This window comes from Massilia sp. 01N417, from assembly GCF_056399645.1.
Genome location: NZ_JBFTRS010000004.1, coordinates 75712 through 95707, shown reverse-complemented (window position 1 = coordinate 95707; position 19996 = coordinate 75712). Strand labels below are relative to the sequence as shown.

Annotated in this window: 18 protein-coding genes; 7 read left to right on the top strand and 11 right to left on the bottom strand. The window is 67.5% G+C overall.

What is annotated here, in order from left to right:
* The first annotated feature begins 77 nt into the window (after positions 1-77).
* From AC1DOQ_RS05840 to moaD, 4 genes are all read left to right on the top strand, one after another.
* The gene (locus AC1DOQ_RS05840) at positions 78-1466 is read left to right on the top strand and encodes an L-serine ammonia-lyase (protein WP_477361138.1); all 1389 of its coding nucleotides are present in this window, start codon (positions 78-80) and stop codon (positions 1464-1466) included.
* A gap of 125 nt (positions 1467-1591) precedes the next feature.
* Positions 1592-3082, top strand: a complete 1491-nt coding sequence (thrC, locus tag AC1DOQ_RS05835) for a threonine synthase (RefSeq protein WP_477361520.1) — start codon at positions 1592-1594, stop codon at positions 3080-3082.
* Positions 3079-4323: a molybdopterin molybdotransferase MoeA gene (locus AC1DOQ_RS05830; protein ID WP_477361136.1), complete on the top strand. Its 1245-nt coding sequence runs from the start codon at positions 3079-3081 to the stop codon at positions 4321-4323. The genes thrC and AC1DOQ_RS05830 overlap by 4 nt, the downstream gene beginning before the upstream one ends.
* A 1-nt stretch (position 4324) precedes the next feature.
* Entirely contained in the window at positions 4325-4582 is a 258-nt protein-coding gene (gene moaD / locus AC1DOQ_RS05825; protein WP_442122125.1) for a molybdopterin converting factor subunit 1, read from the top strand.
* 182 nt (positions 4583-4764) lie between these two features.
* Here moaD and dctP read toward each other — a convergent pair whose 3' ends face one another.
* The 5 genes from dctP to AC1DOQ_RS05800 form a co-directional block, all read right to left on the bottom strand.
* Positions 4765-5784 carry a TRAP transporter substrate-binding protein DctP gene (gene dctP, locus AC1DOQ_RS05820; RefSeq protein ID WP_477361134.1) on the bottom strand — a complete coding sequence of 340 codons (1020 nt, stop codon included), beginning with the start codon at positions 5782-5784 and terminating at the stop codon, positions 4765-4767.
* 305 nt (positions 5785-6089) lie between these two features.
* Positions 6090-7478: a M28 family peptidase gene (locus AC1DOQ_RS05815; RefSeq protein WP_477361132.1), complete on the bottom strand. Its 1389-nt coding sequence runs from the start codon at positions 7476-7478 to the stop codon at positions 6090-6092.
* An 87-nt stretch (positions 7479-7565) separates the two neighbouring features.
* Positions 7566-8543, bottom strand: coding sequence for an alpha/beta fold hydrolase (locus tag AC1DOQ_RS05810; RefSeq protein WP_477361130.1), 978 nt, complete (start codon positions 8541-8543; stop codon positions 7566-7568).
* A complete protein-coding gene (locus AC1DOQ_RS05805) occupies positions 8540-8743 on the bottom strand; it encodes a helix-turn-helix transcriptional regulator (protein ID WP_442122129.1) in 204 nt (67 codons plus the stop codon). The genes AC1DOQ_RS05810 and AC1DOQ_RS05805 overlap by 4 nt, the downstream gene beginning before the upstream one ends.
* Positions 8740-9126, bottom strand: coding sequence for a hypothetical protein (locus AC1DOQ_RS05800; protein WP_477361128.1), 387 nt, complete (start codon positions 9124-9126; stop codon positions 8740-8742). The genes AC1DOQ_RS05805 and AC1DOQ_RS05800 overlap by 4 nt, the downstream gene beginning before the upstream one ends.
* 132 nt (positions 9127-9258) lie before the next feature.
* On the opposite strand from AC1DOQ_RS05800, the gene AC1DOQ_RS05795 reads away from it, so the two are divergent.
* Positions 9259-10503 carry a BaiN/RdsA family NAD(P)/FAD-dependent oxidoreductase gene (locus AC1DOQ_RS05795; protein WP_477361126.1) on the top strand — a complete coding sequence of 415 codons (1245 nt, stop codon included), beginning with the start codon at positions 9259-9261 and terminating at the stop codon, positions 10501-10503.
* On the opposite strand, the gene AC1DOQ_RS05790 is transcribed toward AC1DOQ_RS05795, so the two are convergent.
* The 6 genes from AC1DOQ_RS05790 to hpnC all read right to left on the bottom strand — a co-directional run bounded on the left by AC1DOQ_RS05790 (position 10504) and on the right by hpnC (position 15475).
* Positions 10504-11316 (bottom strand): head GIN domain-containing protein, encoded by an 813-nt coding sequence (locus AC1DOQ_RS05790; protein ID WP_477361124.1) that lies wholly within the window; start codon positions 11314-11316, stop codon positions 10504-10506. It lies immediately after the preceding gene.
* Positions 11317-11332: 16 nt separating this feature from the next.
* Complete coding sequence (locus tag AC1DOQ_RS05785; protein WP_477361123.1) at positions 11333-12175, bottom strand: DUF1700 domain-containing protein; 843 nt, start codon at positions 12173-12175, stop codon at positions 11333-11335.
* A gap of 13 nt (positions 12176-12188) precedes the next feature.
* A complete protein-coding gene (locus AC1DOQ_RS05780; RefSeq protein ID WP_477361121.1) occupies positions 12189-12326 on the bottom strand; it encodes a hypothetical protein in 138 nt (45 codons plus the stop codon).
* A 125-nt stretch (positions 12327-12451) separates the two neighbouring features.
* Positions 12452-13807, bottom strand: coding sequence for a hydroxysqualene dehydroxylase HpnE (gene hpnE, locus AC1DOQ_RS05775; protein WP_477361119.1), 1356 nt, complete (start codon positions 13805-13807; stop codon positions 12452-12454).
* A complete protein-coding gene (gene hpnD / locus AC1DOQ_RS05770; protein WP_477361117.1) occupies positions 13794-14627 on the bottom strand; it encodes a presqualene diphosphate synthase HpnD in 834 nt (277 codons plus the stop codon). Before hpnD ends, hpnE begins: the two co-directional genes overlap by 14 nt.
* A 38-nt stretch (positions 14628-14665) precedes the next feature.
* Complete coding sequence (hpnC, locus tag AC1DOQ_RS05765) at positions 14666-15475, bottom strand: squalene synthase HpnC (protein ID WP_477361115.1); 810 nt, start codon at positions 15473-15475, stop codon at positions 14666-14668.
* 137 nt (positions 15476-15612) lie between these two features.
* Here hpnC and AC1DOQ_RS05760 point away from each other — a divergent pair, with 137 nt between their 5' ends.
* Positions 15613-16770, top strand: a complete 1158-nt coding sequence (locus AC1DOQ_RS05760; RefSeq protein WP_477361113.1) for an efflux RND transporter periplasmic adaptor subunit — start codon at positions 15613-15615, stop codon at positions 16768-16770.
* Positions 16767-19913 carry an efflux RND transporter permease subunit gene (locus tag AC1DOQ_RS05755; RefSeq protein WP_477361111.1) on the top strand — a complete coding sequence of 1049 codons (3147 nt, stop codon included), beginning with the start codon at positions 16767-16769 and terminating at the stop codon, positions 19911-19913. The genes AC1DOQ_RS05760 and AC1DOQ_RS05755 overlap by 4 nt, the downstream gene beginning before the upstream one ends.
* Positions 19914-19996 lie beyond the last annotated feature (83 nt).

Sequence of the window (19996 nt, the reverse complement as noted above, 5' to 3'; positions counted from 1 at the left end):
TTTAGCCAACGACCTCGTTACCGGTCGTAGGCTGCGAAGCCCATAGATAATAAAGAAGCTTTTTCAGGAGACAGCTCATGGACATGAGCGTATTTGACTTATTCAAGATCGGCATCGGCCCCTCCAGCTCCCACACGGTCGGCCCGATGGTCGCCGCGCGGCGCTTCCTGCTGGAGTGCGGGGACCTGGGCCAGGCGGTCGGCGTCGAAGCCCACCTGTATGGCTCGCTGGCCCTGACCGGGGTCGGCCACGCCACCGACAAGGCCGTGATCCTGGGCCTGATGGGCGAGACGCCGCAGGACGTCGATCCGGACAGCGTCGAGGACAAGCTGGCCGAGGCCGAACTCGATGGCGTCCTCAAGCTGCTGGGCACCAGGGAAGTGCCGTTCTCCAGCAAGACCAATCTGGTCTGGCACAAGCAGTCGACCCTGCCCGAGCACCCGAACGGGATGCGCTTCGTGCTGCAACTGGGCGACGGCAGCGTCATCGAACGCATCTTCTATTCGATCGGCGGTGGCTTCATCACGGCCGCCGGCGAGGCCCAGGCGCCGGCCAGGGAGACCGACGCGGCGCCCGTGCCTTATCCCTTCGACACCATGCGCGAGCTGCTCGACCACGGCAGGCGCGACGGCCTGTCCATCCCCGCCATGCTGCGCGCGAACGAGCTGTCGCGCATGAGCGAGGCCGAACTGGACGCCGGCCTGGACCGTATCTGGCATGTGATGCACGACTGTATCGCCCACGGCCTCGTCACCGAAGGCCAGCTGCCGGGTGGCCTGAACGTCAAGCGCCGCGCCGCCAAGCTGTGGAAGCAGGCGCACTGCGATGCCGGCAACCGCCGCAACGAACTGCCGCACGACGCGACCCACCACGTGACCCTGTACGCGATGGCGGTCAACGAAGAGAACGCGGCCGGCGGCCGGGTCGTGACGGCGCCGACGAATGGCGCGGCCGGCATCATCCCGGCGGTGCTGCGTTACTACGCCGAAGACTGCCGTCCGATCGATCCGGTGAAGGGCATCCGCGACTTCCTCCTGACCTCGGCGGCGATCGGCATGCTGTGCAAGAAGAACGCCTCGATCTCGGGCGCCGAGATCGGCTGCCAGGGCGAGGTCGGCGTGGCTTGCGCAATGGCGGCGGCCGGCCTGGTGGCGGCGCTCGGCGGCTCCAACGAGCGCATCGAGAACGCGGCGGAGATCGGCATCGAGCACCACCTCGGCATGACCTGCGACCCGATCGGCGGCCTGGTGCAGATCCCCTGCATCGAGCGCAACGGCATGGGTGCGATCAAGGCGATCACCGCGGCCTCGCTGGCCATGAAGGGCGACGGCACCCACTTCGTCAGCCTCGACAACGTGATCGATACCATGCGCCAGACCGGCTACGACATGCAGGCCAAGTACAAGGAGACGTCGCTTGGTGGCCTGGCGGTGCACGTGGTGACCGTGAACCACGCGGCTTGCTGAGTTCGGGCGTGGGCTCACCGTGCCCACAGCCTCCCATCTGAACAATATTCGGTAAAAAGACAAGTTTGCTGCAGGCGCACTATAATAAATAGTCAATGCCCGCCAACTTCGATCCTGCTTACCGTATGCACTATGTCTCCACCCGCGCGACCAGCGCGTCCGCAGCACGCAATCCCCAACGATTCTCCGACATCCTGCTGGGCGGCCTCGCGCCTGACGGCGGGCTGTATCTGCCGGCCGACTACCCGCAGGTGACCGGCGCCGAGCTCGATGCCTGGCGCTCGCTCTCCTACGCGGACCTGGCCTACGAGATCCTCCGCAAATTCGCCACCGACATCCCGGAAGCCGACCTGAAGGCCCTGACCGCGAAAACCTATACGGCCGCGGTCTACCGCAATGCGCGCGCCGACGAGTCAGCCGCCGAGATCACGCCGCTGCGCGTGCTGGAAGAGGGCGCCAAGGGCAAGCTGATCCTGCAGGGCCTGTCGAACGGTCCGACCCTGGCCTTCAAGGACATGGCCATGCAGTTGCTCGGCAACCTGTTCGAGTATGCGCTGGCCAGGAACGACGATGAGCTGAACATCTTCGGCGCCACCTCGGGCGACACCGGCAGCGCGGCCGAATACGCGATGCGCGGCAAGCGCGGGATCCGCGTATTCATGCTGTCGCCGCACGCGAAGATGAGCGCCTTCCAGACCGCTCAGATGTTCAGCCTGCAGGATCCGAACATCTACAACATCGCCGTCGAGGGCGTGTTCGACGATTGCCAGGACCTGGTCAAGGCGGTGTCGAACGACCTCGAATTCAAGGCCCGCCACAAGATCGGCACCGTCAATTCGATCAACTGGGCGCGCGTGGTGGCGCAGGTGGTGTACTACTTCCGCGGCTACCTGAAGGCGACCACCTCGAATGAGCAGAAAGTCTCGTTCACCGTCCCCTCGGGGAACTTCGGCAATGTCTGCGCCGGCCACATCGCCCGCATGATGGGGCTGCCGATCGACAAGCTGGTGGTCGCGACCAACGAGAACAATGTGCTGGACGAGTTCTTCCGCACCGGCGTCTACCGCGTGCGCAAGCCGGCCGAGACCTTCCATACCAGCAGCCCGTCGATGGACATCTCGAAGGCCTCGAACTTCGAGCGCTTCGTCTACGAGCTGGTGGGCCGCGACGCCGAGCGCACCCACGCGCTGTTCCGCAAGGTCGATACCCACGGCGGCTTCGACCTGTCGGGCGCGCCGGGCAGCGACGGCGACGAATTCAAGCACGTGGCGCGGTACGGCTTCGTGTCCGGCTGCTCGAAGCATGAAGACCGCCTGAACACCATCCGCGAAGTCTTCGACGACTACGGCATCACCATCGACACCCACACGGCCGATGGCATCAAGGTCGCGCGCGAACACGTCGCGCCGGGCGTGCCGATGATCGTGCTGGAGACCGCGCTGGCGGCCAAGTTCAACGAGACCATCCTCGAAGCCCTGGGCACGGACGCCGAACGCCCGGCCGGCTTCGAGAACATCGAGGCGCTGCCGCAGCGCTTCGTGGTCATGCAGCCGGACGTCGAGCTGATGAAGGCGTATATTGCAGAACGAACCGGCGCAGAGAGGACCGCGCCATGAGCGCAGCCGCCGCACCGGCGCGCAAGCCGCTGATGCCCGTGCGCGAAGCGCTGGACTTCCTGCTCGCCGCCGCGCGTCCGGTGACCGGGGTCGAGCTGGTGCCGACCCTGGAGGCCAACGGCCGGGTGCTGGCCGAAGACCAGGCCTCGAAGCTGGACGTGCCGGGCGCCGACAATACCCAGATGGACGGCTACGCGGTGCGCGCGGCCGACTGCGCCGGCGCTGCCGCCAGGCTGAAGGTGGCGCAGCGTATCCCGGCCGGCCAGGTCGGCAGCTTCCTGGAGCCCGGCACGGCGGCGCGCATCTTCACCGGCGCCCTGATTCCCGAAGGCGCGGACGCCGTCGTCATGCAGGAGCAGTGCGAGCTGGATGGCGACGTCGTCACCGTCAGGCATGCGCCGCAACCTGGTGAATGGATCCGCCGCCGCGGCGAGGACGTGCGCGCCGGCGCCGTCATCCTGCCGGCCGGCACCCGCCTGCGCAGCCAGGAGCTGGGGCTGGCGGCCTCCGTCGGCCTGGCACAGCTGCCGGTGCGGCGCCGCCTGCGCGTGGCCGTGTTCTTCACCGGCGACGAGCTGGCGATGCCGGGCGAGCCCTTGACGCCTGGCGCGATCTACAACTCGAACCGCTTCACCCTGCGCGGCCTGCTGGAGAACTTCGGCTGCGAATTCACCGATTACGGCATCGTGCCGGATTCGCTGCAGGCGACCCGCGACACCCTGCGCGCGGCCGCCCAACAGCACGACCTGATCATCACCTCGGGCGGCGTCTCCGTCGGCGAGGAAGACCACATCAAGCCGGCGGTGGAAGCCGAGGGCAGCCTGAACCTGTGGCAGATCGCCGTGAAGCCGGGCAAGCCGCTGGCTTTCGGTGAAGTCGACCGGGTCGAAGGGGGATCGGCGTTCTTTCTCGGCCTGCCCGGCAATCCGGTGTCGAGCTTCGTGACCTTCCTGCTGTTCGTGCGCCCCTTCCTGCTGCGCCTGCAGGGCGTGAGCGGCGAGGTGGTGCCGAAAGCGGTGACGATGCGCGCCGACTTCGACTGGCCGAAGCCGGACCGCCGCAACGAATTCCTGCGCGCCCGCATCAACGGCGAGGGCGGGCTGGGCCTGTTCCCGAACCAGGGCTCGGGCGTGCTGACCTCCACCGTGTGGGCCGACGGCCTGATCGACTGCCCGCCGGGCCAGGCGATCGCGCGCGGCGACCTGGTCCGCTTCATCCCATTCGCTTCACTTCAACACTGACATGAACATCAATTTGCGATTCTTTGCCAGCGTGCGCGAGGCTGTTGGTACGGCTGGGGAGGCGGTGACGCTGCCCGAGGGCGTGGCGACGGTCGGCGCGGTGCGCGATTTCCTGATCGCCCGCGGCGGCGCCTGGGCCGAAGCCCTGGGCCGCGAGCGGGCGCTGCGCATGGCCTTCAATCATGTGATGTGCGAGCCGGAGACGGCGATTCGCGAGGGTGGGGAGGTGGCTTTCTTTCCGCCGGTGACAGGGGGGTGAAAGGTCCGTAATCCAACGGGCAGGCGGCGTTAAGGACACCACGCGGCGTGTAAACGTCGTCCCCGCGGAAGCGGGGATCCAAGTTCGTCGGTCAGCCACTTACCTCAAACGAAGTTGGCAGCGCACATGAACTTGGATCCCCGCCTTCGCGGGGACGACGGTTTGAAGGCTAACGACTGGTTTCAGGCCAGCGTCTTCTCCGCCAAAGCCAGCAAGCGCGCGCAATTTTCGTTACGCGACCCATAATCCTTCCAAGCCGTCTCCCGTGCAATCTCCTGCCACTTGCGCAGCGATTCCCCGGTCAGGTCCACGGTGCGCCCGCCCTTGCCCTGGAACAGGGCGGCGACCGCCGCATCGTCCCTCTCGGCCGACCTGCGGGCGAAGGCTTCCAGTTCGGCGCCGACCGACATCAGGATACCCTGCTGCTCGCGTGGCAGGCGGTCGAAGGCGGCTTTCGAGATCAGCAGCGGCTCCAGCATGAACCAGTAGGCGCCGCCGCGGGCGGTGGTCACGTATTTCGAGACTTCGTCCAGGCGGAAGGAGATCAGCGAGGACGAGGAAGTCATGGCCGCATCCAGCTGTCCCTTCTGCAGGGCGGCGCGGATTTCGTTGGACGGCATGCTGACCACGCTGGCGCCGGCTTCCTTGAGCAGCATGTCCATCTCGTGCGAGCCGCCGCGCACCTTCAGGCCGGCCGCGTCTTCCGGATTCACGATCGGCTTGCCGCGCGAGGCGACGCCGCCGGCCTGCCAGATCCAGCTCAGGATCACGATGCCGCGGTCGGCCAGCATGCGGGTGAATTCCTTGCCGATCTCGGCATCCTTCCAGGCATAGCCCTGCTCGTAGGAGGTCACCAGGCCCGGCATCAGGCCGATGTTCACTTCCGGCAGTTCGGCGCCGGCATAGGTCAGCGGCACCAGCGACATGTCGAGCTGGCCCCTGGACAGGGCCGGGATCTGGTCTTCGCTCTTCATCAGCGAGGAGTGCGGGTAGATCGAGAACTTGAGCCGGCCCCTGGTACGGCGTTCGACGCCGGCCGCGAACATGCGGCACAGACGGTCGCGGAAATCCCCTTCGGCGACGCTGCCGCCGGGGAACTGATGGGAGATCTTGAGATTGGTGGGCTGGGCCCATGCTGCCTGAAGCCAGAGCGGGCTGGTCGCGATCGCGCCCAGCAATGTCCTACGTGTCATTGCCGACATTTACATCCTCCAAGATGATGTTACGGACTACCGGACTACGTGGTTCTTTATTGTTGTACGCATAAGAATATGCTCAGCAGCATACAAGTCAAGAAAATTGTTGTGCATCTGCTAAACAAAAAATGCTGCAGTGCATAGCGAAAAAGCCCGATGCGGCATGAGTATTACCCATGTGTTCGGGGGCTCTTTGCGCTGGCGCTGGAGAGGGCGGGATCGAAAATGACAACGCCGCGGCATGCTGCGCCGCGGCGTAGGAAATGCGGGCAGCCGGAACGCCGTGTGGCGAATCCGGCCGTGGCGGAAGATCAGCGCGCCGGCAGCGGGTAGGTCGCCGGGCTGACGTTGCCGTCCTTGTCCACGGCCTGCACGCCGTACAGTACGTTATCCTTGGACATGTCGATGCGGGCGGTGGTCACGTTGCCGACGTAGCGCGAACCCTGCCACAGCGGGGCGGTGGTCTCGCGCCAGACGATGCGGTAGCCGGCAAGGTCGGGTTCCGCATTCGCCTTCCACACCAGGTCGGTGCCGTTGTCGAGGGCCGCGGTCTTCACCTTCACTTCCTGCGGCGCCGCCGGGGCCAGTGCCAGCGATGCCAGCGAAGCCGCGTTCACGCGCGCCACCTGGGCCACGTAGTCGGGGTCGACGAATTCCGGCAGGTCGCCGATCTTGACGCCGTTCTCGCTGCGCAGGTCCTGGTGCTGGTGCTTGAAGTCCTCGTTCGGCTCCGTGAAGCGCACCGCCGCATAGCCGGCGTCCAGGAAGGGGCTGTGGTCGCCGCCACGCAGGTAGCGGTCGCGCCGGTAGATGATGTCGACCTTGAAGTTCGGGACGTAGCGTTCGCCGGTTTCCTTGACGTGGCGGGCCAGCTGGCGGGTGATCGAATCGTTCTCGCCGCCGGTCACGAGCAGGGTGCGCAGCTCGGGCGAGGGCGCTTCCTTCAGCGGCGGCACGCCTTCGGCGAACAGGCGCACGCGCGAGTTGTCCTGCTTGCCCTTTTCGTCGTGCGAGCTGCCGATGATGTCGTTGTTCAGCATGCCGGCGATATTCAGTTTGCTGGCCTTGGCTTCCCTGGCGAAGTGGCCGGCGCCGTACAGGCCCTGTTCTTCGGCCGCCACGGTCATGAAGACCAGGGTGGCGTCGAACTTGTGGCGCGCCAACACGCAAGCCATCTCGATCACGGCCGCGGTGCCGGACGCGTCGTCGTTGGCGCCCGGCGCATCGGCGGTGTAGTTCATGACGTCGGTGACGCGCGAATCGTAGTGGCCGCTGACCACGTACAGGCGGTCCTTCGAGACTGCCTGGGTGCCCGGCAGGGTCGCGACCACGTTGACGATCTCGGTCGGGCGCGAGATGCGGTTGTCGATCGGGTGCAGGTGGCTGTCGAAGCGTACCTCGAGGCGGCCGGCGCCGCAGCGCTCCATCTCCGACTTGATCCAGCGGCGGGCGGCACCGATGCCGCGCGTGTCGGAAGTGGTGTCCGACATCGTGTGGCGGGTGCCGAAGCTGACCAGCTTGTTGACGTAGGCCTGGATGCGTTGCGGCGAGATCTCCTTGACGATGGCGTCGATCTCGGCCTGGCGAAGGGGAAGCGGGCGGTCCGCGGCGGCGGTGTCGGTGGCGGCTTGCGCGCCGCTCTGGATGGACGCGGCGCCGGCGAACAGCAGGGCCACGGACAGCTTGGTAAGACGAGGCATAACTCTCCTTGCGATGAATACGTAGACGGCGCGGCAGCCATCGGGCCGCGCCGTCGAGCATATATCACTTCGCGGCGGCGCGGAAGGTCACAGCGAGGCCAGGTACTTGCGGAGCGCGTCGTTGACCTGCTGCGGCTGGTCGATCATCGCGAAGTGGCGGGCCGGCGCCACCGTCACCACCTCGACCTTCGGCGCGCCCTGCAGCAGCGAGCGGTAGTAGTCGGCCTTGGCGTTGGCGGTGAGGCCCTGCTGGCTGCCGTCAGCGTCGAAGTATGGCGAGATCACCAGCACCGGCGCCTGGATGTTCTTCAGGCCGGGACGCAGGTCGAGCTCCAGCACGTCGGCCGCGTACTGGCCGGTGGAAGCCGGGTCGCTGCGGCCGGTCAGCAGGGCGAGGTCGTCGGCTTTGCTCATGTCCATCACGCCGATCGTGCGCATATAGCCCTGCTGCTGGGATGCGAACAGCGCCGGGTTCATGCCGGCCAGGCGCGCCTTCATGGTCTGGGCATACTTGCTGCGCTCCGCCGGCGGCAGGGCTTCGGTGCCCGGCATCACCGGCAGGCCGTCGATGGCGACCACGCCGCCGACGCTCGCCGGCTTGTCCTCGGCCACCGCCAGCGCCATGGTGGCGCCCAGGCTGTGGCCGACGATGACCGGCTTGTCCAGGCGGCGCTGCTCGACCAATTTCTCGACCGCGGCCCGCGCCGAGGCGAAGGCGTTGGCGGGCGCCGCCGGGCGGCCGTCGAAGCCGGGCAGGGTCAGGACGTACACCGCGTGGTCGGCGCTGAAGGCGCGCACCGTCTCCTGCCATACCCAGCCGCCGCTGGCCAGGCCGGGGATCAGGACCAGCGGACGGCCCTTGGCACCCGCTTTTGGCCCGAACCGCTCGACCAGCACGCCGTCGACTTCGAAGCGCTCGGCCGGGGCGATGGTGGCGGCGAAGCGGTTCGCCGGCGGCGCGGCCGCTTCGGCGGCGTGGCTGGACCCGGCGGACATCAGGGCGACGAGGACGCCGACGACGATGGGGTAGAAGGCGAAGGGCTTTTTGCAGGCAAACGGGTTCATGCTGGCTCCTGTTCTGGGAAGAAGATTGCTTCGATCGGTTGTTCAAAGAGTTTCGAAATCGTGAAAGCCAGGGGCAGGCTGGGGTCGTAGCGCCCGGTCTCGATGGCGATCACGGTCTGGCGCGAGACGCTCAGCAGGTCGGCCAGGTGGGCCTGGCTCCAGCCGCGGGCGGCGCGCAGTTCGCGGATCAGGTTCTTCATTTTTCGAGCAGGCGGCGGGCAAGGTTGACGATGGCCACGCTCGAGCACATCACGACCCATACGTAGAACATGGAGAGCTTGGGGAAGCCGGCGGTTTCCATGAAGCCGTAGGTGAAGGTCACGGCGCCCGTGATGGCGGTGGCGATCGCGAGGTTCTCCAGCATGCGCATGCGCTGGTATTCGTCGATGCGGGCGAAATGGCGCGCGATGGTGCGGATCATCAGGCCGAAGCCGATCATGGGGCTGACCAGCACCAGGGTGCGGAGCCAGCCGTCTTCCATCGGGCGGCCGTAGCGGATCGCCGCCATCAGCAGTACCGTATAGACGGCCAGCGCGATCATCAGCTCGAGGGTATAGGCCCGCGCAACTCTTTTCTCATGCATTTGGACATCTCCTTTTATGTAAAGTAGACTTAACATGTAAAGCATGCTTGACACTGTAGGACGCAGCGAAAGCAATGTCAAGGCCCCTTTACATATATTTTTGAACACCCACTTCGTCTACAATGCCGGCCCATGAATGCCAACCCCGAATCCCCGCGCCGCGCCATCGTCGTCGGCGGCGGTCCCGCCGGCCTGATGGCCGCCGAAGTGCTGTCCGCCGGCGGCGTGCAGGTCGACCTGTATGACGCCATGCCCTCCGTCGGCCGCAAGTTCCTGCTGGCCGGCAAGGGCGGCATGAATATCACCCATTCGGAAGATCTCGAGGCCTTCGCCGCCCGCTACGGCGAGCGCCGCGCCGAGGTCGGGCAATGGCTGGACGCCTTCACGCCGCTGCAGGTGCGCGAATGGATCCATGGCCTCGGCATCGATACCTTCGTCGGCAGCTCGGGCCGCGTGTTCCCGACCGATATGAAGGCCGCGCCGCTGCTGCGCGCCTGGCTGCACCGGCTGCGCGAGGCCGGCGTGCGCTTCCACATGCGGTACCGCTGGCTGGGCTGGCGCGACGGCGGGCTCCTGTTCGGGACTCCGGACGGCGAGCGGGTGGCGTCCGCCGATGCGGTGGTGCTGGCGCTCGGCGGCGCCAGCTGGCCGCGCCTGGGCTCGGACGGCGCCTGGGCGCCGCTGCTGGGTGAGCAGGGCGTCGAGGTGGCGCCGCTGGTGCCGATGAACTGCGGTTTCGAGACCCAGTGGAGCGAGCATTTCGCCAGCCGCTACGCCGGCGCGCCGCTCACCACCGTGGCGCTGGCGGCCGAGGATGGCGATGGGCGAAAGATCTATCGCAAGGGGCAGTTCGTGATCACGGCCACCGGTATCGAGGGCAGCCTGGTGTACGCCTTGTCGGCACCCATTCGCGACCGCATCCTGCGCGATGGCCGGGCCACGGTCTGGATCGACCTGCTGCCCGACCACGATGCCGCGCGCGTGGCGGAGGAAGTGATGCGCCCGCGCGGTGCGAAGTCGATGTCCAGCCACCTGCAAAGCCGGCTGGGGATCAAGGGCGTGAAATCGGGTCTGCTGCACGAAGCCCTGGGCAAGGAAGACTATGCGGACCCGGCGCGGCTGGCGGCCGCCATCAAGGCCTTGCCGCTCACGCTGGAGCGTCCGCGCCCGATCGCGGAGGCGATCAGCAGCGGCGGCGGGGTGCGCTTCGAGGCGCTGGCTTCGCCGGCCGGCATGCTGCGCGCGCTGCCGGGCGTGTTCGTGGCCGGCGAGATGGTCGACTGGGAAGCGCCCACCGGCGGCTACCTGCTGACCGCCTGCTTCGGCAGCGGCCGCGCCGCCGGCCAGGGTGCGCTGGCGTGGGTGAAGGGTGGCTGATCAGTCCTGGAAGCTGACGCTGCCGCTGCCGTTGCGGCTGACTTCGCGGCGGTCGGGATTGCCGAACACCGTGATGCTGCCGCTGCCGGTCATTTCCACGTTCACGTGCTTGCTCGCGTAGACGGCGCTGCTGCCCGAACCGTGGTGGGTCAGGTCGACGTCGTCGGCGCGCAGGTGGCGGGCGTCCAGTTCGCCGGCGCCGGCGACTTCCGCATGCAGTTCGCGCGCGCCGCCCACCAGCGTCATGTGCCCGGTGCCCTTGACGTCGGCCGTCACCCGGTCGGCGTTGCCGCCGGTGACATCGATGTCGCCGCTGCCGAGCAGGCTGGCGTCGATCTCGCGGTAGCGGCCATTGAAGCGCAGGCCGGCGGAGCCGGTGACGTTCAGTTCGATGCGCTCGCCCGAGAAGCCGCTGACGGTGTGCTGGCCGTTGCCGCCGAGGGTCAGGTGTTCCAGCGCCGGCAGCACCAGCGTGACTTCGATCGGCTGGCGGTGGCGCAGCAGGATGCCGCGCGGGCCGATGTGCAGGGTATTGCCGTCCACCGTGGTGTCGACGTTGGCCAGCAGGCGCTGTTCGCCGCGCACTTCGAGCGCGGCCGAGGTGCCCTGGCGCAGGGTCAGGTTGATCGGTCCGCTGACCTCGACCTCGCCGATGCTGGCGCCGAGCCTGCGTTTTTCGGTGGCGACCAGGCGGCTGCCCGGGCTGGCGGCGCCGGCGCTGCTGCCCTGGGCCCGCAGCATGCTCCAGGAAGCGCCGATCAGCAGCAGGGCCAGCAGCAGCAGGGCGAATCCGGTCTTGATCAATGCGCGCATCGGTCTCCTCGCTCTCTCAATGTCCCTTGAGCAGGGAGAAATTCATCTGGACGTAGCGCTTGATGCCTTGCGCCGTGAAGCGCGTCGCCACCAGCGACAGCAGGAACAGCGCGATTCCGCCCAGCACCATGCCGAAGCCGAACAGGGTCTGGGTGGTGCGCGAGTCGGCGTCCATGTCGGTGGTGATGTGCAGGCTGTTGCCGGCCACGACCTCGGCGCCACGGCGCAGGCGCGAGCCGCCCGCCTCGTCGTCRTTGCCGGCGTCGGCGCCTTCCTCGTGGACGTGGATGCCGGTATCGTCGATCCGGACGCGGATCTGGCGGCGGTCCGGGTCTTCGTCGTCGATCTGCACGTAGCGGGTCGGCAGGTCGAGCAGCAGTTCGCTGTTGCCGGCCAGGCCGCTGGCGGTGATGGCGATGCCGCTCAGGTAGAAGGCCAGGGCGCACACATACAGCGCGAACAGCAGGGCCGAATACACCATGGCCGGCACGATCATGAACAGGTTGAAGATCGCCAGGCCGGCGCCGGACACCAGCACCCGCAGCACCCCGACCGGATTGCGCTTGTCAAGAACGGGAGTCGGCCTGGGAGCGGCATGGCCGGCGGCTTGCGAAGTGAATTGCGCCGTGGCTTGCGGCGCGGCCTGCGCGCCCAGCTGCGCACTATGGCTGCTGGCGCGCAAGGTCATCGCGATCCTGGTCGGGTCGTCGAGTTCGCGCGCCACGTCCTGTTCGCTGCGTCCGGTATTGACGCCGTCGACGAAGCGCTGCTCGTAATAGCCGAGGGTCTTGGCCTGCACTTCGGGCGGCAGGCCCAGCATGGCGCGCTTCAGCAGTTCGAGGTATTCCAGTTTGCCCATCGCCTGCTCCACCTCAGTTCCGCGCCACCATCAGCATGGCATGGACGGCCGCATCGTTCGACATGCCGAGGCCGGGCCGCACCAGGACGGCCGTTGCCACGACCACGAAGGCGAGCAGGAGCAGGGTACGCAGGGCCAGCAGGCTGTTCATTTGCAGATCCGATAACATTGGTGTCGATGCTGCCACTGTACCCATCCGGGCCCGGGCACGCCACGCATGTGCGACAGGATGCAGTTTTGACGGGGCAGGCTGCACCTGGGGGCGATAACCGTAGCTCATGGCTCGAGGCCCAGCGCCAGCCGGGCGGCGGCCAGGCCGCTGCGCGCGGCCGTCTCCAGGGTCGCCGGATAGTCGCCGGCGGTGTAGTCGCCGGCCAATACCAGGCCCGGCAGGCCGGTGGCATTGGCGGGACGCACCAGGCCCGGGGTGCAGGCGAAGGTGGCGCGCTTCTCGGTCAATACGCGGGTCCAGCGCGGCCGGGCCAGGGCGGGCCGGCTGAAAGCGCCCGCCAGCTGCGCGGCGACCTCCCGGGCCAGTTCATCCTGGTCGAGGGCCGCAGCCTCGGCCGCCGTACTGACGACCACCGCCAGCAGGCCGTCCTGGCCGGGATCGAGCTGGCCGCGGTCGAAGGCGAACTGGCCCCAGGCTCCATGGCCGGGGTCGTCGAGCAGGGCGCAGAAGGGCAGCGGCAGGCGTTGCCCGGCGTCGTATTGCAGGTAGACCGTCGAAATCGGCTCGTACTCGAAGGCTTCGAGCTGGGCAGCCAGCGCTTCGGCGCCGGCATGGGGCCGCAGCAGGGCCGCGCTCTGCCAGGCCGGGGTGGCCAGTACCACGGCGTCGAAGCGGGCGGCATCGGCGCCGCTGGCGACCTGCCAGCCTTGGTCCGCCGGCGCGATGGCGTCTACCCGGGCGCCGCACAGGACGCGGCCGCCGCGCTCTTCGATATGGCGTTGCGCGGCGTGGGGGAAGAGGGCGTCCAGCATCACCCGCGGGATCAGCATGTCCGAAGCCTTGCGTTTGGCGCCCAGGCTGTCGCGCAGCACCGCCAGGAAGACCTTGGCGGAGGCGCGCTCGATCGGCGTATTCAGGGCCGCCAGGCACAGCGGCCGCCACATCAGGCGGGTCAGGCGCGGGGTCTGGCCGAAGCGCTCCAGCAGCTCGGCCACGCTGCAGTCGGTGTTCAAGCCCCACTGCATCCAGCGCGCACTGGTGCTGAAGCGCGCCAGCGCCAGCTTGTCGTCGCGGTCCAGGCCTTTGGCGCGCAGCAGGGCCAGCGCCATGTGCAGCGGCGCCGGCAGGGGCGGCGCGACGAAATCGAGCAGCCCGCTGCCGGGCGGATAGCGCATCTGCAGGGGCAGGCGCAGCAGGGCGTCGCGCTCCGCGACGCCGACCCGGCGCAGCAGCGCCAGTGTCTGCGCATACGCGCCCAGCATGATGTGCTGGCCGTTGTCGAGCAGGGCTTCCTTCGCCTGCACGGCGCGGGCGCGGCCGCCCAGGGTGCGGGCGGCTTCGAACAGCGTGACGCGGGCGCCGCGGGATGCCAGTTCGACGCCGGCGGCGCAGCCGGCCCAGCCGCCGCCGATCACGGCGACGCGCGGACCGGCGGCAGCGTTGCGCTTATCCGCGGACATAGGTCTTCCACGCCAGCCACAGCTTGCGCAGCGGCGTGAGGGAGATACGCTGGTTCAGGACCTTGAAGTTGTCGCGCTCGATCTCGTCGAGCACGGTGCGGTAGATCGCCGCCATCATCAGGCCGGGGCGCTGGGCGCGCCGGTCTTCCTTCGGCAGCAGGGCGAAGGCCTCGTCGTAGACGGCGCGCGCGCGGTCGGCCTGGAACTTCATCAGCGCCTCGAACTTCTCGTTGTGGCGGAAATTCAGGATGTCCGCGGCGGTCACGTTGAACTGCTGCAGTTCGTTGACCGGCAGGTAGATGCGGCCCTTGCGCGCATCGTCGCCGACGTCGCGGATGATGTTCGTCAGCTGGAACGCGAGGCCGAGCTTCTCCGCATATTGCAGGGTCCGGGGATTCGTCACGCCGAAGATGCTGGCCGACAGGATCCCGACCACGCCCGCCACATGCCAGCAGTATTTGCGCAGGCCGGCGTAATCGAGGTAGCGCGACTGGTCGAGGTCCATTTCCATGCCGTCGATGATCGCCTGCAGGTGCTGCTCCTGCAGGTCGTAGGCGGCCAGGTGGGGCTGCAGGGCCTGGGTCACCGGGTGGGTCGGCGCGCCCTTGACCATCGCCGACACTTCGGTGCGCCACCAGGCCAGCTTGATGCGCGCGACCGACTGGTCGTGGGTCTCGTCGACGGTGTCGTCGACCTCCCGGCAGAATGCATACAGCGCCGTGATCGCCCTGCGGCGCTCCGGCGGCAGGAACAGGAAGCTGTAGTAGAAGCTGGAGCCGCTTTGGACGGTCTTTTGTTGGCAGTATTCGTCGGGAGACATAAATAGTAGTGGTTGATGCCTGATGCTAGTCCGCTATTTTACATGCGGAACGCTCGCCCCAGCAGTATCGCCCAGTCCAGCCGCCCGAGCTGGGGCCGGCGCTGGAACACATCGTAGTCGGCGCGTTCGATCCCTTCCAGGATCCGCAGCCCGCCCTGCACGACCAGGCGCAGCTCCCAGCCTATCCGTCCCGGCAGGCGGGTGGCCAGCGGCGCGCCTTCCAGCATCAGGGCGCGCGCCCGTTCGACCTCGAAGCGCATCAGGGCGCGCCAGGCGGGGCCGGTGTGGCCTTCGGCGATCTCGTCCTCGCCGACCTGGTGGCGGACCAGGTCTTCCTGCGGCAGGTAGATGCGGCCTTTTGCGATGTCGATGCCGACGTCCTGCCAGAAGTTGATCAGCTGGAGGGCCGAGCAGACCGCATCCGATTCGCGCAGGCTGGCCTCGTCCACGGTGCCATAGAGGCCCAGCATCAGGCGTCCGACCGGATTCGCGGAACGCCGGCAATAATCGAGCAGGGCTGTATAGTCGGGGTAGCGGGTGGTGACGACGTCCTGGCGGAAGGCGCTCAGCAGGTCGCGCAGCGGCTGCAGGGGCAGGGCGTGGCGTCGCAGGGCGTCGGCCAGGCGCGCGAACATCGGGTTGGCGGGAGGCTCGCCGCGCTCGATGCCGTCCAGCGCGGCATCGTAGGCGCGCAAGGCGGCAAGCCGCTCGGCGGGCGCCGCATCGCCTTCGTCGGCGATGTCGTCGGCGCTGCGCGCGAAGGCATAGATCGCCTCGACCGCCGGCACCAGGCGGCGCGGCAGCAGGATGGAAGCGACTGGAAAGTTTTCGTAATGGTCTATGGGCATGGAGCGGACATCGAGAACTGACTCTAACGTCATTTACTGGCTGTATTTGCATGATTATAATTGTTGCGCTTTGAGATAAGAATTCGGACAAGAATATTGCCGCCTTCGCCGCGGCCTTCCCCCAAGAGGAAACCACTGTGCAAGTACTCCGCATTCCCGTTCCGCGCACCCTGATCACCGCGGCCCTCGCCCTGTCCCTGCTGGCCGCCTGCTCGAAGGATGCGCCGCCGCCCGAGGACGTGCGTCCGGTGCGGGCCCTGACCCTTGCCGCGGGCGGCGTGCGGGACAGCGCCGAATTCTCCGGCGACGTGCGGCCGCGCTACGAGTCGCGTCTCGGTTTCCGGGTCGGCGGCAAGATCAGTGCGCGCAAGGTGGACGTCGGTACCAGCGTCAAGCGCGGCACCGTCCTGATGCAGCTCGATCCCCAGGACCTGCGCCTCGGCCAGGTCCAGGCCCAGGCCAATCTGCGCGCGGCCCAGACCAATGCCGAGCTGGCGCGCGCCGAGCTGAAGCGCTACCAGGACCTCCGCAGCCAGAATTTCGTCAGCCAGGCCGTGCTCGACCAGAAGGTGGCGGCGGCGCACTCCAGCCAGGCCAGCGCCGAGGCCGCGCGCGCCCTGCTGCGCGAGCAGGCCAACCAGACCGGCTATGCCAGCCTGGTGTCCGATACCGACGGCGTGGTGACCGGCATCGATGCCGAGGTCGGCCAGGTGGTGCAGCCAGGCACGCCGGTGGTGCGGGTCGCCCGTACCGACGAGAAGGAAGTCGTGATCGGGGTGCCGGAAGACCAGGTCGAGCAGCTGCGACACGTGGGCGAGGTGAAGGTGCGCCTGTGGGCCGATCCGGACCGCAGCATCCCGGGCACCATCCGCGAGGTGTCGCCGGTGGCCGATCCGGCGACCCGCACCTACACCGTGAAAGTGTCGATCCCGCCCAGTGACGACGTGCGGCTGGGGATGACCGCCGTGGTCGAGCTGGTGCGCCGGGCCGGCGAGGCCGCCGCCACGCAATTGCGCGCGCCGCTGTCCGCGCTGGTCCAGAGCCAGGGCGGCAGCGCGGTCTGGGTGATCGACAACGCCAACGGCGTCCAGCAGGTGCGGCTGCAGCCGGTGCAGGTGGCCGGCGTGGCCGGCAACGACGTGCTGCTCAGCGGCGGCGTGCGCCCCGGCCAGGCCATCGTCACCGCCGGCGTCAACCTGCTGAAGAACGGCCAGAAGGTGAAGATCCTGACCGCCGACGTCGCGCGCCGCGCCGACGCGGAGCTTGAAGCGGCCGGTGGCGGAGCCCGCAAATGAGGGGGTTCAACCTGTCGCGCTGGGCACTGGAAAACATCCCGCTGACCCGCTACCTGATCGCCGTCCTTCTGCTGCTGGGCATCCTCAGCTACAACCAGCTCGGCCAGGACGAGGATCCGCCCTTCACCTTCCGCGGGATGGTGATCCAGGCGCGCTGGCCGGGCGCCACCGCCGTGCAGATGGCCCAGCAGGTGACCGACCCGCTGGAGCGCAAGCTGCAGGAGACGCCCTACGTCAACCGGATCCGCAGCTTTTCCAAGCCGGGCGAGACCACCATCATCCTCGAGCTGCGCGAGTCGACGCCGCCATCGGCGGTGCCGCCGACCTGGTACCAGGTGCGCAAGAAGATCGGCGACATCGCCCTGACCCTGCCGCAGGGCGTGATCGGGCCCTTCTTCAACGATGAATTCGGCGATACCTACGGCTCCATCTTCGCGCTGTCCGGCGACGGCTTCACCTATGCCGAGATGCGCGACTATGCCGACTTCGTGCGGCAGCAGCTGCTGGGCGTGCCGCTGGTGGCCAAGGTCGAGCAGTTCGGGGTGCAGCAGGAGAAGATCAACATCCTGTTCTCGCAGCAGAAGTTCGCCCAGCTGGGCGTGCCCTTCGACGCCATCGTCAACCAGATCGCGACCCAGAACGGGGTCGAGTCGGCCGGCGTGCTGGTGACGCCGGGCGAGAACCTGCAGGTGCGTGTTACCGGCGCCCTGAAGTCGCCGAAGCAGCTGGAGGATCTCAGCCTGCGCGCCGGCACCACCACCTTCCGCCTGGGCGACTTCGCCACCGTGCAGCGCGCCTACGAGGATCCGCCGCACGACAAGATGCGCTTCAACGGCAAGGAAGTGATCGGCCTGGGCGTGTCGATGGAGAAGGGCGGGAACATCATCCAGCTCGGCAAGGGCCTGGAGCAGACGGTGGCGCGTATCAAGTCCCAGCTGCCGGTCGGAATCGAGCTGGAGCGGGTGTCGAACCAGCCGGCCGCCGTCACGGCCTCCGTCAGCGAATTCATGCACACCCTGGTCGAAGCGGTGGTGATCGTGCTGGTCGTGTCCTTCCTGGCGCTGGGCCTGCACAGCAAGCCGCGCTGGCGGGTCGACGTGCGCCCGGGCCTGGTGGTGGCGCTGACGATTCCGCTGGTGCTGGCGATTACCTTCCTGTTCATGAACCTCCTCGACATCTCGCTGCACAAGGTGTCGCTGGGCGCGCTGATCATCGCCCTCGGCCTGCTGGTGGACGATGCCATCATCGCGGTCGAGATGATGGTCCGGAAGATGGAGGAGGGCATGTCGCGCTTCGAAGCGGCCACCTTCGCGTATACCTCGACCGCCTTCCCGATGCTGACGGGGACCCTGATCACGGCGGCCGGCTTCCTGCCGATCGGTCTGGCGAAGTCCGCGGCCGGCGAATACACCTTCTCGATGTTCTCGGTGAACGCGCTGGCGCTGGTGATTTCCTGGGTCGTCGCCGTCACCTTCACGCCCTATATCGGCTTCATCCTGCTGAAGGTGCAGCCGCATCCGCCCGGCGAGCATGGCGGCCACGACGTCTTCGACACGCCGGGCTACCAGCGTTTCCGCCGCCTGGTGAACCGCTGCGTGGAATGGCGCAAGACCACCATCGCGCTGTCGCTGGCGGTGTTCGCGCTGGGCGTGTTCGGCTTCAAGTTCATCGAGAAGCAGTTCTTCCCGGATTCCAGCCGCCCCGAGCTGATGGTCGAGATGTGGCTGCCGGAAGGGACCAGCTTCGCCGCCAACGAGGCGCTGGTGAAAAAATTCGAAGCCTGGGTCCGCCGCCAGCCGGAACTGGAAAGCGTGACCAGCTACGTGGGCACCGGCAGCCCGCGCTTCTACCTGCCGCTGGACCAGATCTTCCCGCAGTCGAACGTCTCGCAGATGGTGGTGCTGCCCAAGGACACCCATGTGCGCGAGAAGCTGATGCACAAGATCGAGACAGTGCTGAAGACCGACTTTCCGGAGGTGCGCGGGCGCGTGAAGCTGCTGCCGAACGGGCCGCCGGTGCCGTATCCGGTGCAGTTCCTGGTTTCCGGTCCGGACATCGCCGTGGTGCGCGGCGTGGCCGACCAGGTCAAGGAGATCATGCGCGCGAACCCGAATGCGGTGGGCGTGAACGACAACTGGAACGAGGCGGTGAAGGTGCTGCGGCTCGACCTCGACCAGGACAAGCTGCGCGCCCTGGGCGTGACCAGCCAGGCCGTGCGCCGCACCGTCGCCACCGTGCTGTCCGGCACCACCATCGGCCAGTTCAGGGAGAGCAACCGCCTGATCGACATCGTGGTGCGCCAGCCGGTCGAGGAGCGTTCGACCATGTCGGTGCTGGCGAATGCGAATGTCGCGACGCCGTCCGGCAAGCCGGTGCCGCTGTCCCAGGTCGCCCGCATCGAATTCGTGTGGGAGCCGGGCGTGGTGTGGCGCGAAGGGCGCGAGTGGGCGATCATGGTGCAGTCCGACGTGGTGCCCGGCATCCAGGGCGCGACGGTGTCGACCCAGGTCGGCGAGAAGCTGGCCGCATTGCGCGCCAGGCTGCCGGCCGGCTACAAGGTGACCCTGCGCGGCGCCGCGGCCGACAGTTCGGAAGCGGAAGCCTCGATCTCGGCCAACGTGCCGCTGGTGCTGTTCATCGTCTTCACCCTGCTGATGCTGCAGCTGCACAGCTTCTCGCGCTCTGTGCTGGTGTTCCTGACCGGACCGCTGGGCGTGGCCGGCGCGGCGATGGCCCTGCTGCTGCTGGGCCGTCCCTTCGGTTTCGTCGCCAACCTGGGCGTGATCGCGCTGTTCGGCATGATCATCCGGAATTCCGTGATCCTGGTCGACCAGATCGAAAAGGATATCGCAGCGGGCGCCGAAGCCTGGGATGCGATCGTCGAAGCGGCGGTGCGGCGCTGCCGTCCGATCCTGCTGACGGCGGCCGCGGCGGCGCTGGCGATGATTCCGCTGTCGCGTTCCGTCTTCTGGGGACCGATGGCGGTGGCGATCATGGGTGGCCTGCTGGTGGCGACCGCGCTGACCCTGCTGTTCCTGCCGGCGCTGTATGCCGCATGGTTCCGGGTGAGGAAGCCGGATTCGGCTCATCCGCACGGCAGAATCAAAAATCGCCCAATGGTGTCAGAAAATCCAGTAAAATAACTGGTTGAAGTTGTAGCCCCTAAACAGATGGAGTGCAGGGCGACCGGAAGTATCGTCGGGCGCCCTTTGTTTTTGCGGCAAGA

Bases quoted from the DNA above. Each gene is read 5' to 3' on its own strand.
- hpnE (WP_477361119.1), bottom strand. From the start codon at position 13,807: ATGTCCGCGGATAAGCGCAACGCTGCCGCCGGTCCGCGCGTCGCCGTG.
- AC1DOQ_RS05815 (WP_477361132.1), bottom strand. From the start codon at position 7,478: ATGCCTCGTCTTACCAAGCTGTCCGTGGCCCTGCTGTTCGCCGGCGCC.
- dctP (WP_477361134.1), bottom strand. From the start codon at position 5,784: ATGTCGGCAATGACACGTAGGACATTGCTGGGCGCGATCGCGACCAGC.
- AC1DOQ_RS05810 (WP_477361130.1), bottom strand. From the start codon at position 8,543: ATGAACCCGTTTGCCTGCAAAAAGCCCTTCGCCTTCTACCCCATCGTC.
- AC1DOQ_RS05800 (WP_477361128.1), bottom strand. From the start codon at position 9,126: ATGCATGAGAAAAGAGTTGCGCGGGCCTATACCCTCGAGCTGATGATC.
- AC1DOQ_RS05830 (WP_477361136.1), top strand. From the start codon at position 3,079: ATGAGCGCAGCCGCCGCACCGGCGCGCAAGCCGCTGATGCCCGTGCGC.
- AC1DOQ_RS05805 (WP_442122129.1), bottom strand. From the start codon at position 8,743: ATGAAGAACCTGATCCGCGAACTGCGCGCCGCCCGCGGCTGGAGCCAG.
- thrC (WP_477361520.1), top strand. From the start codon at position 1,592: ATGCACTATGTCTCCACCCGCGCGACCAGCGCGTCCGCAGCACGCAAT.
- AC1DOQ_RS05840 (WP_477361138.1), top strand. From the start codon at position 78: ATGGACATGAGCGTATTTGACTTATTCAAGATCGGCATCGGCCCCTCC.
- AC1DOQ_RS05755 (WP_477361111.1), top strand. From the start codon at position 16,767: ATGAGGGGGTTCAACCTGTCGCGCTGGGCACTGGAAAACATCCCGCTG.
- moaD (WP_442122125.1), top strand. From the start codon at position 4,325: ATGAACATCAATTTGCGATTCTTTGCCAGCGTGCGCGAGGCTGTTGGT.
- AC1DOQ_RS05790 (WP_477361124.1), bottom strand. From the start codon at position 11,316: ATGCGCGCATTGATCAAGACCGGATTCGCCCTGCTGCTGCTGGCCCTG.
- hpnD (WP_477361117.1), bottom strand. From the start codon at position 14,627: ATGTCTCCCGACGAATACTGCCAACAAAAGACCGTCCAAAGCGGCTCC.
- hpnC (WP_477361115.1), bottom strand. From the start codon at position 15,475: ATGCCCATAGACCATTACGAAAACTTTCCAGTCGCTTCCATCCTGCTG.
- AC1DOQ_RS05780 (WP_477361121.1), bottom strand. From the start codon at position 12,326: ATGAACAGCCTGCTGGCCCTGCGTACCCTGCTCCTGCTCGCCTTCGTG.
- AC1DOQ_RS05795 (WP_477361126.1), top strand. From the start codon at position 9,259: ATGAATGCCAACCCCGAATCCCCGCGCCGCGCCATCGTCGTCGGCGGC.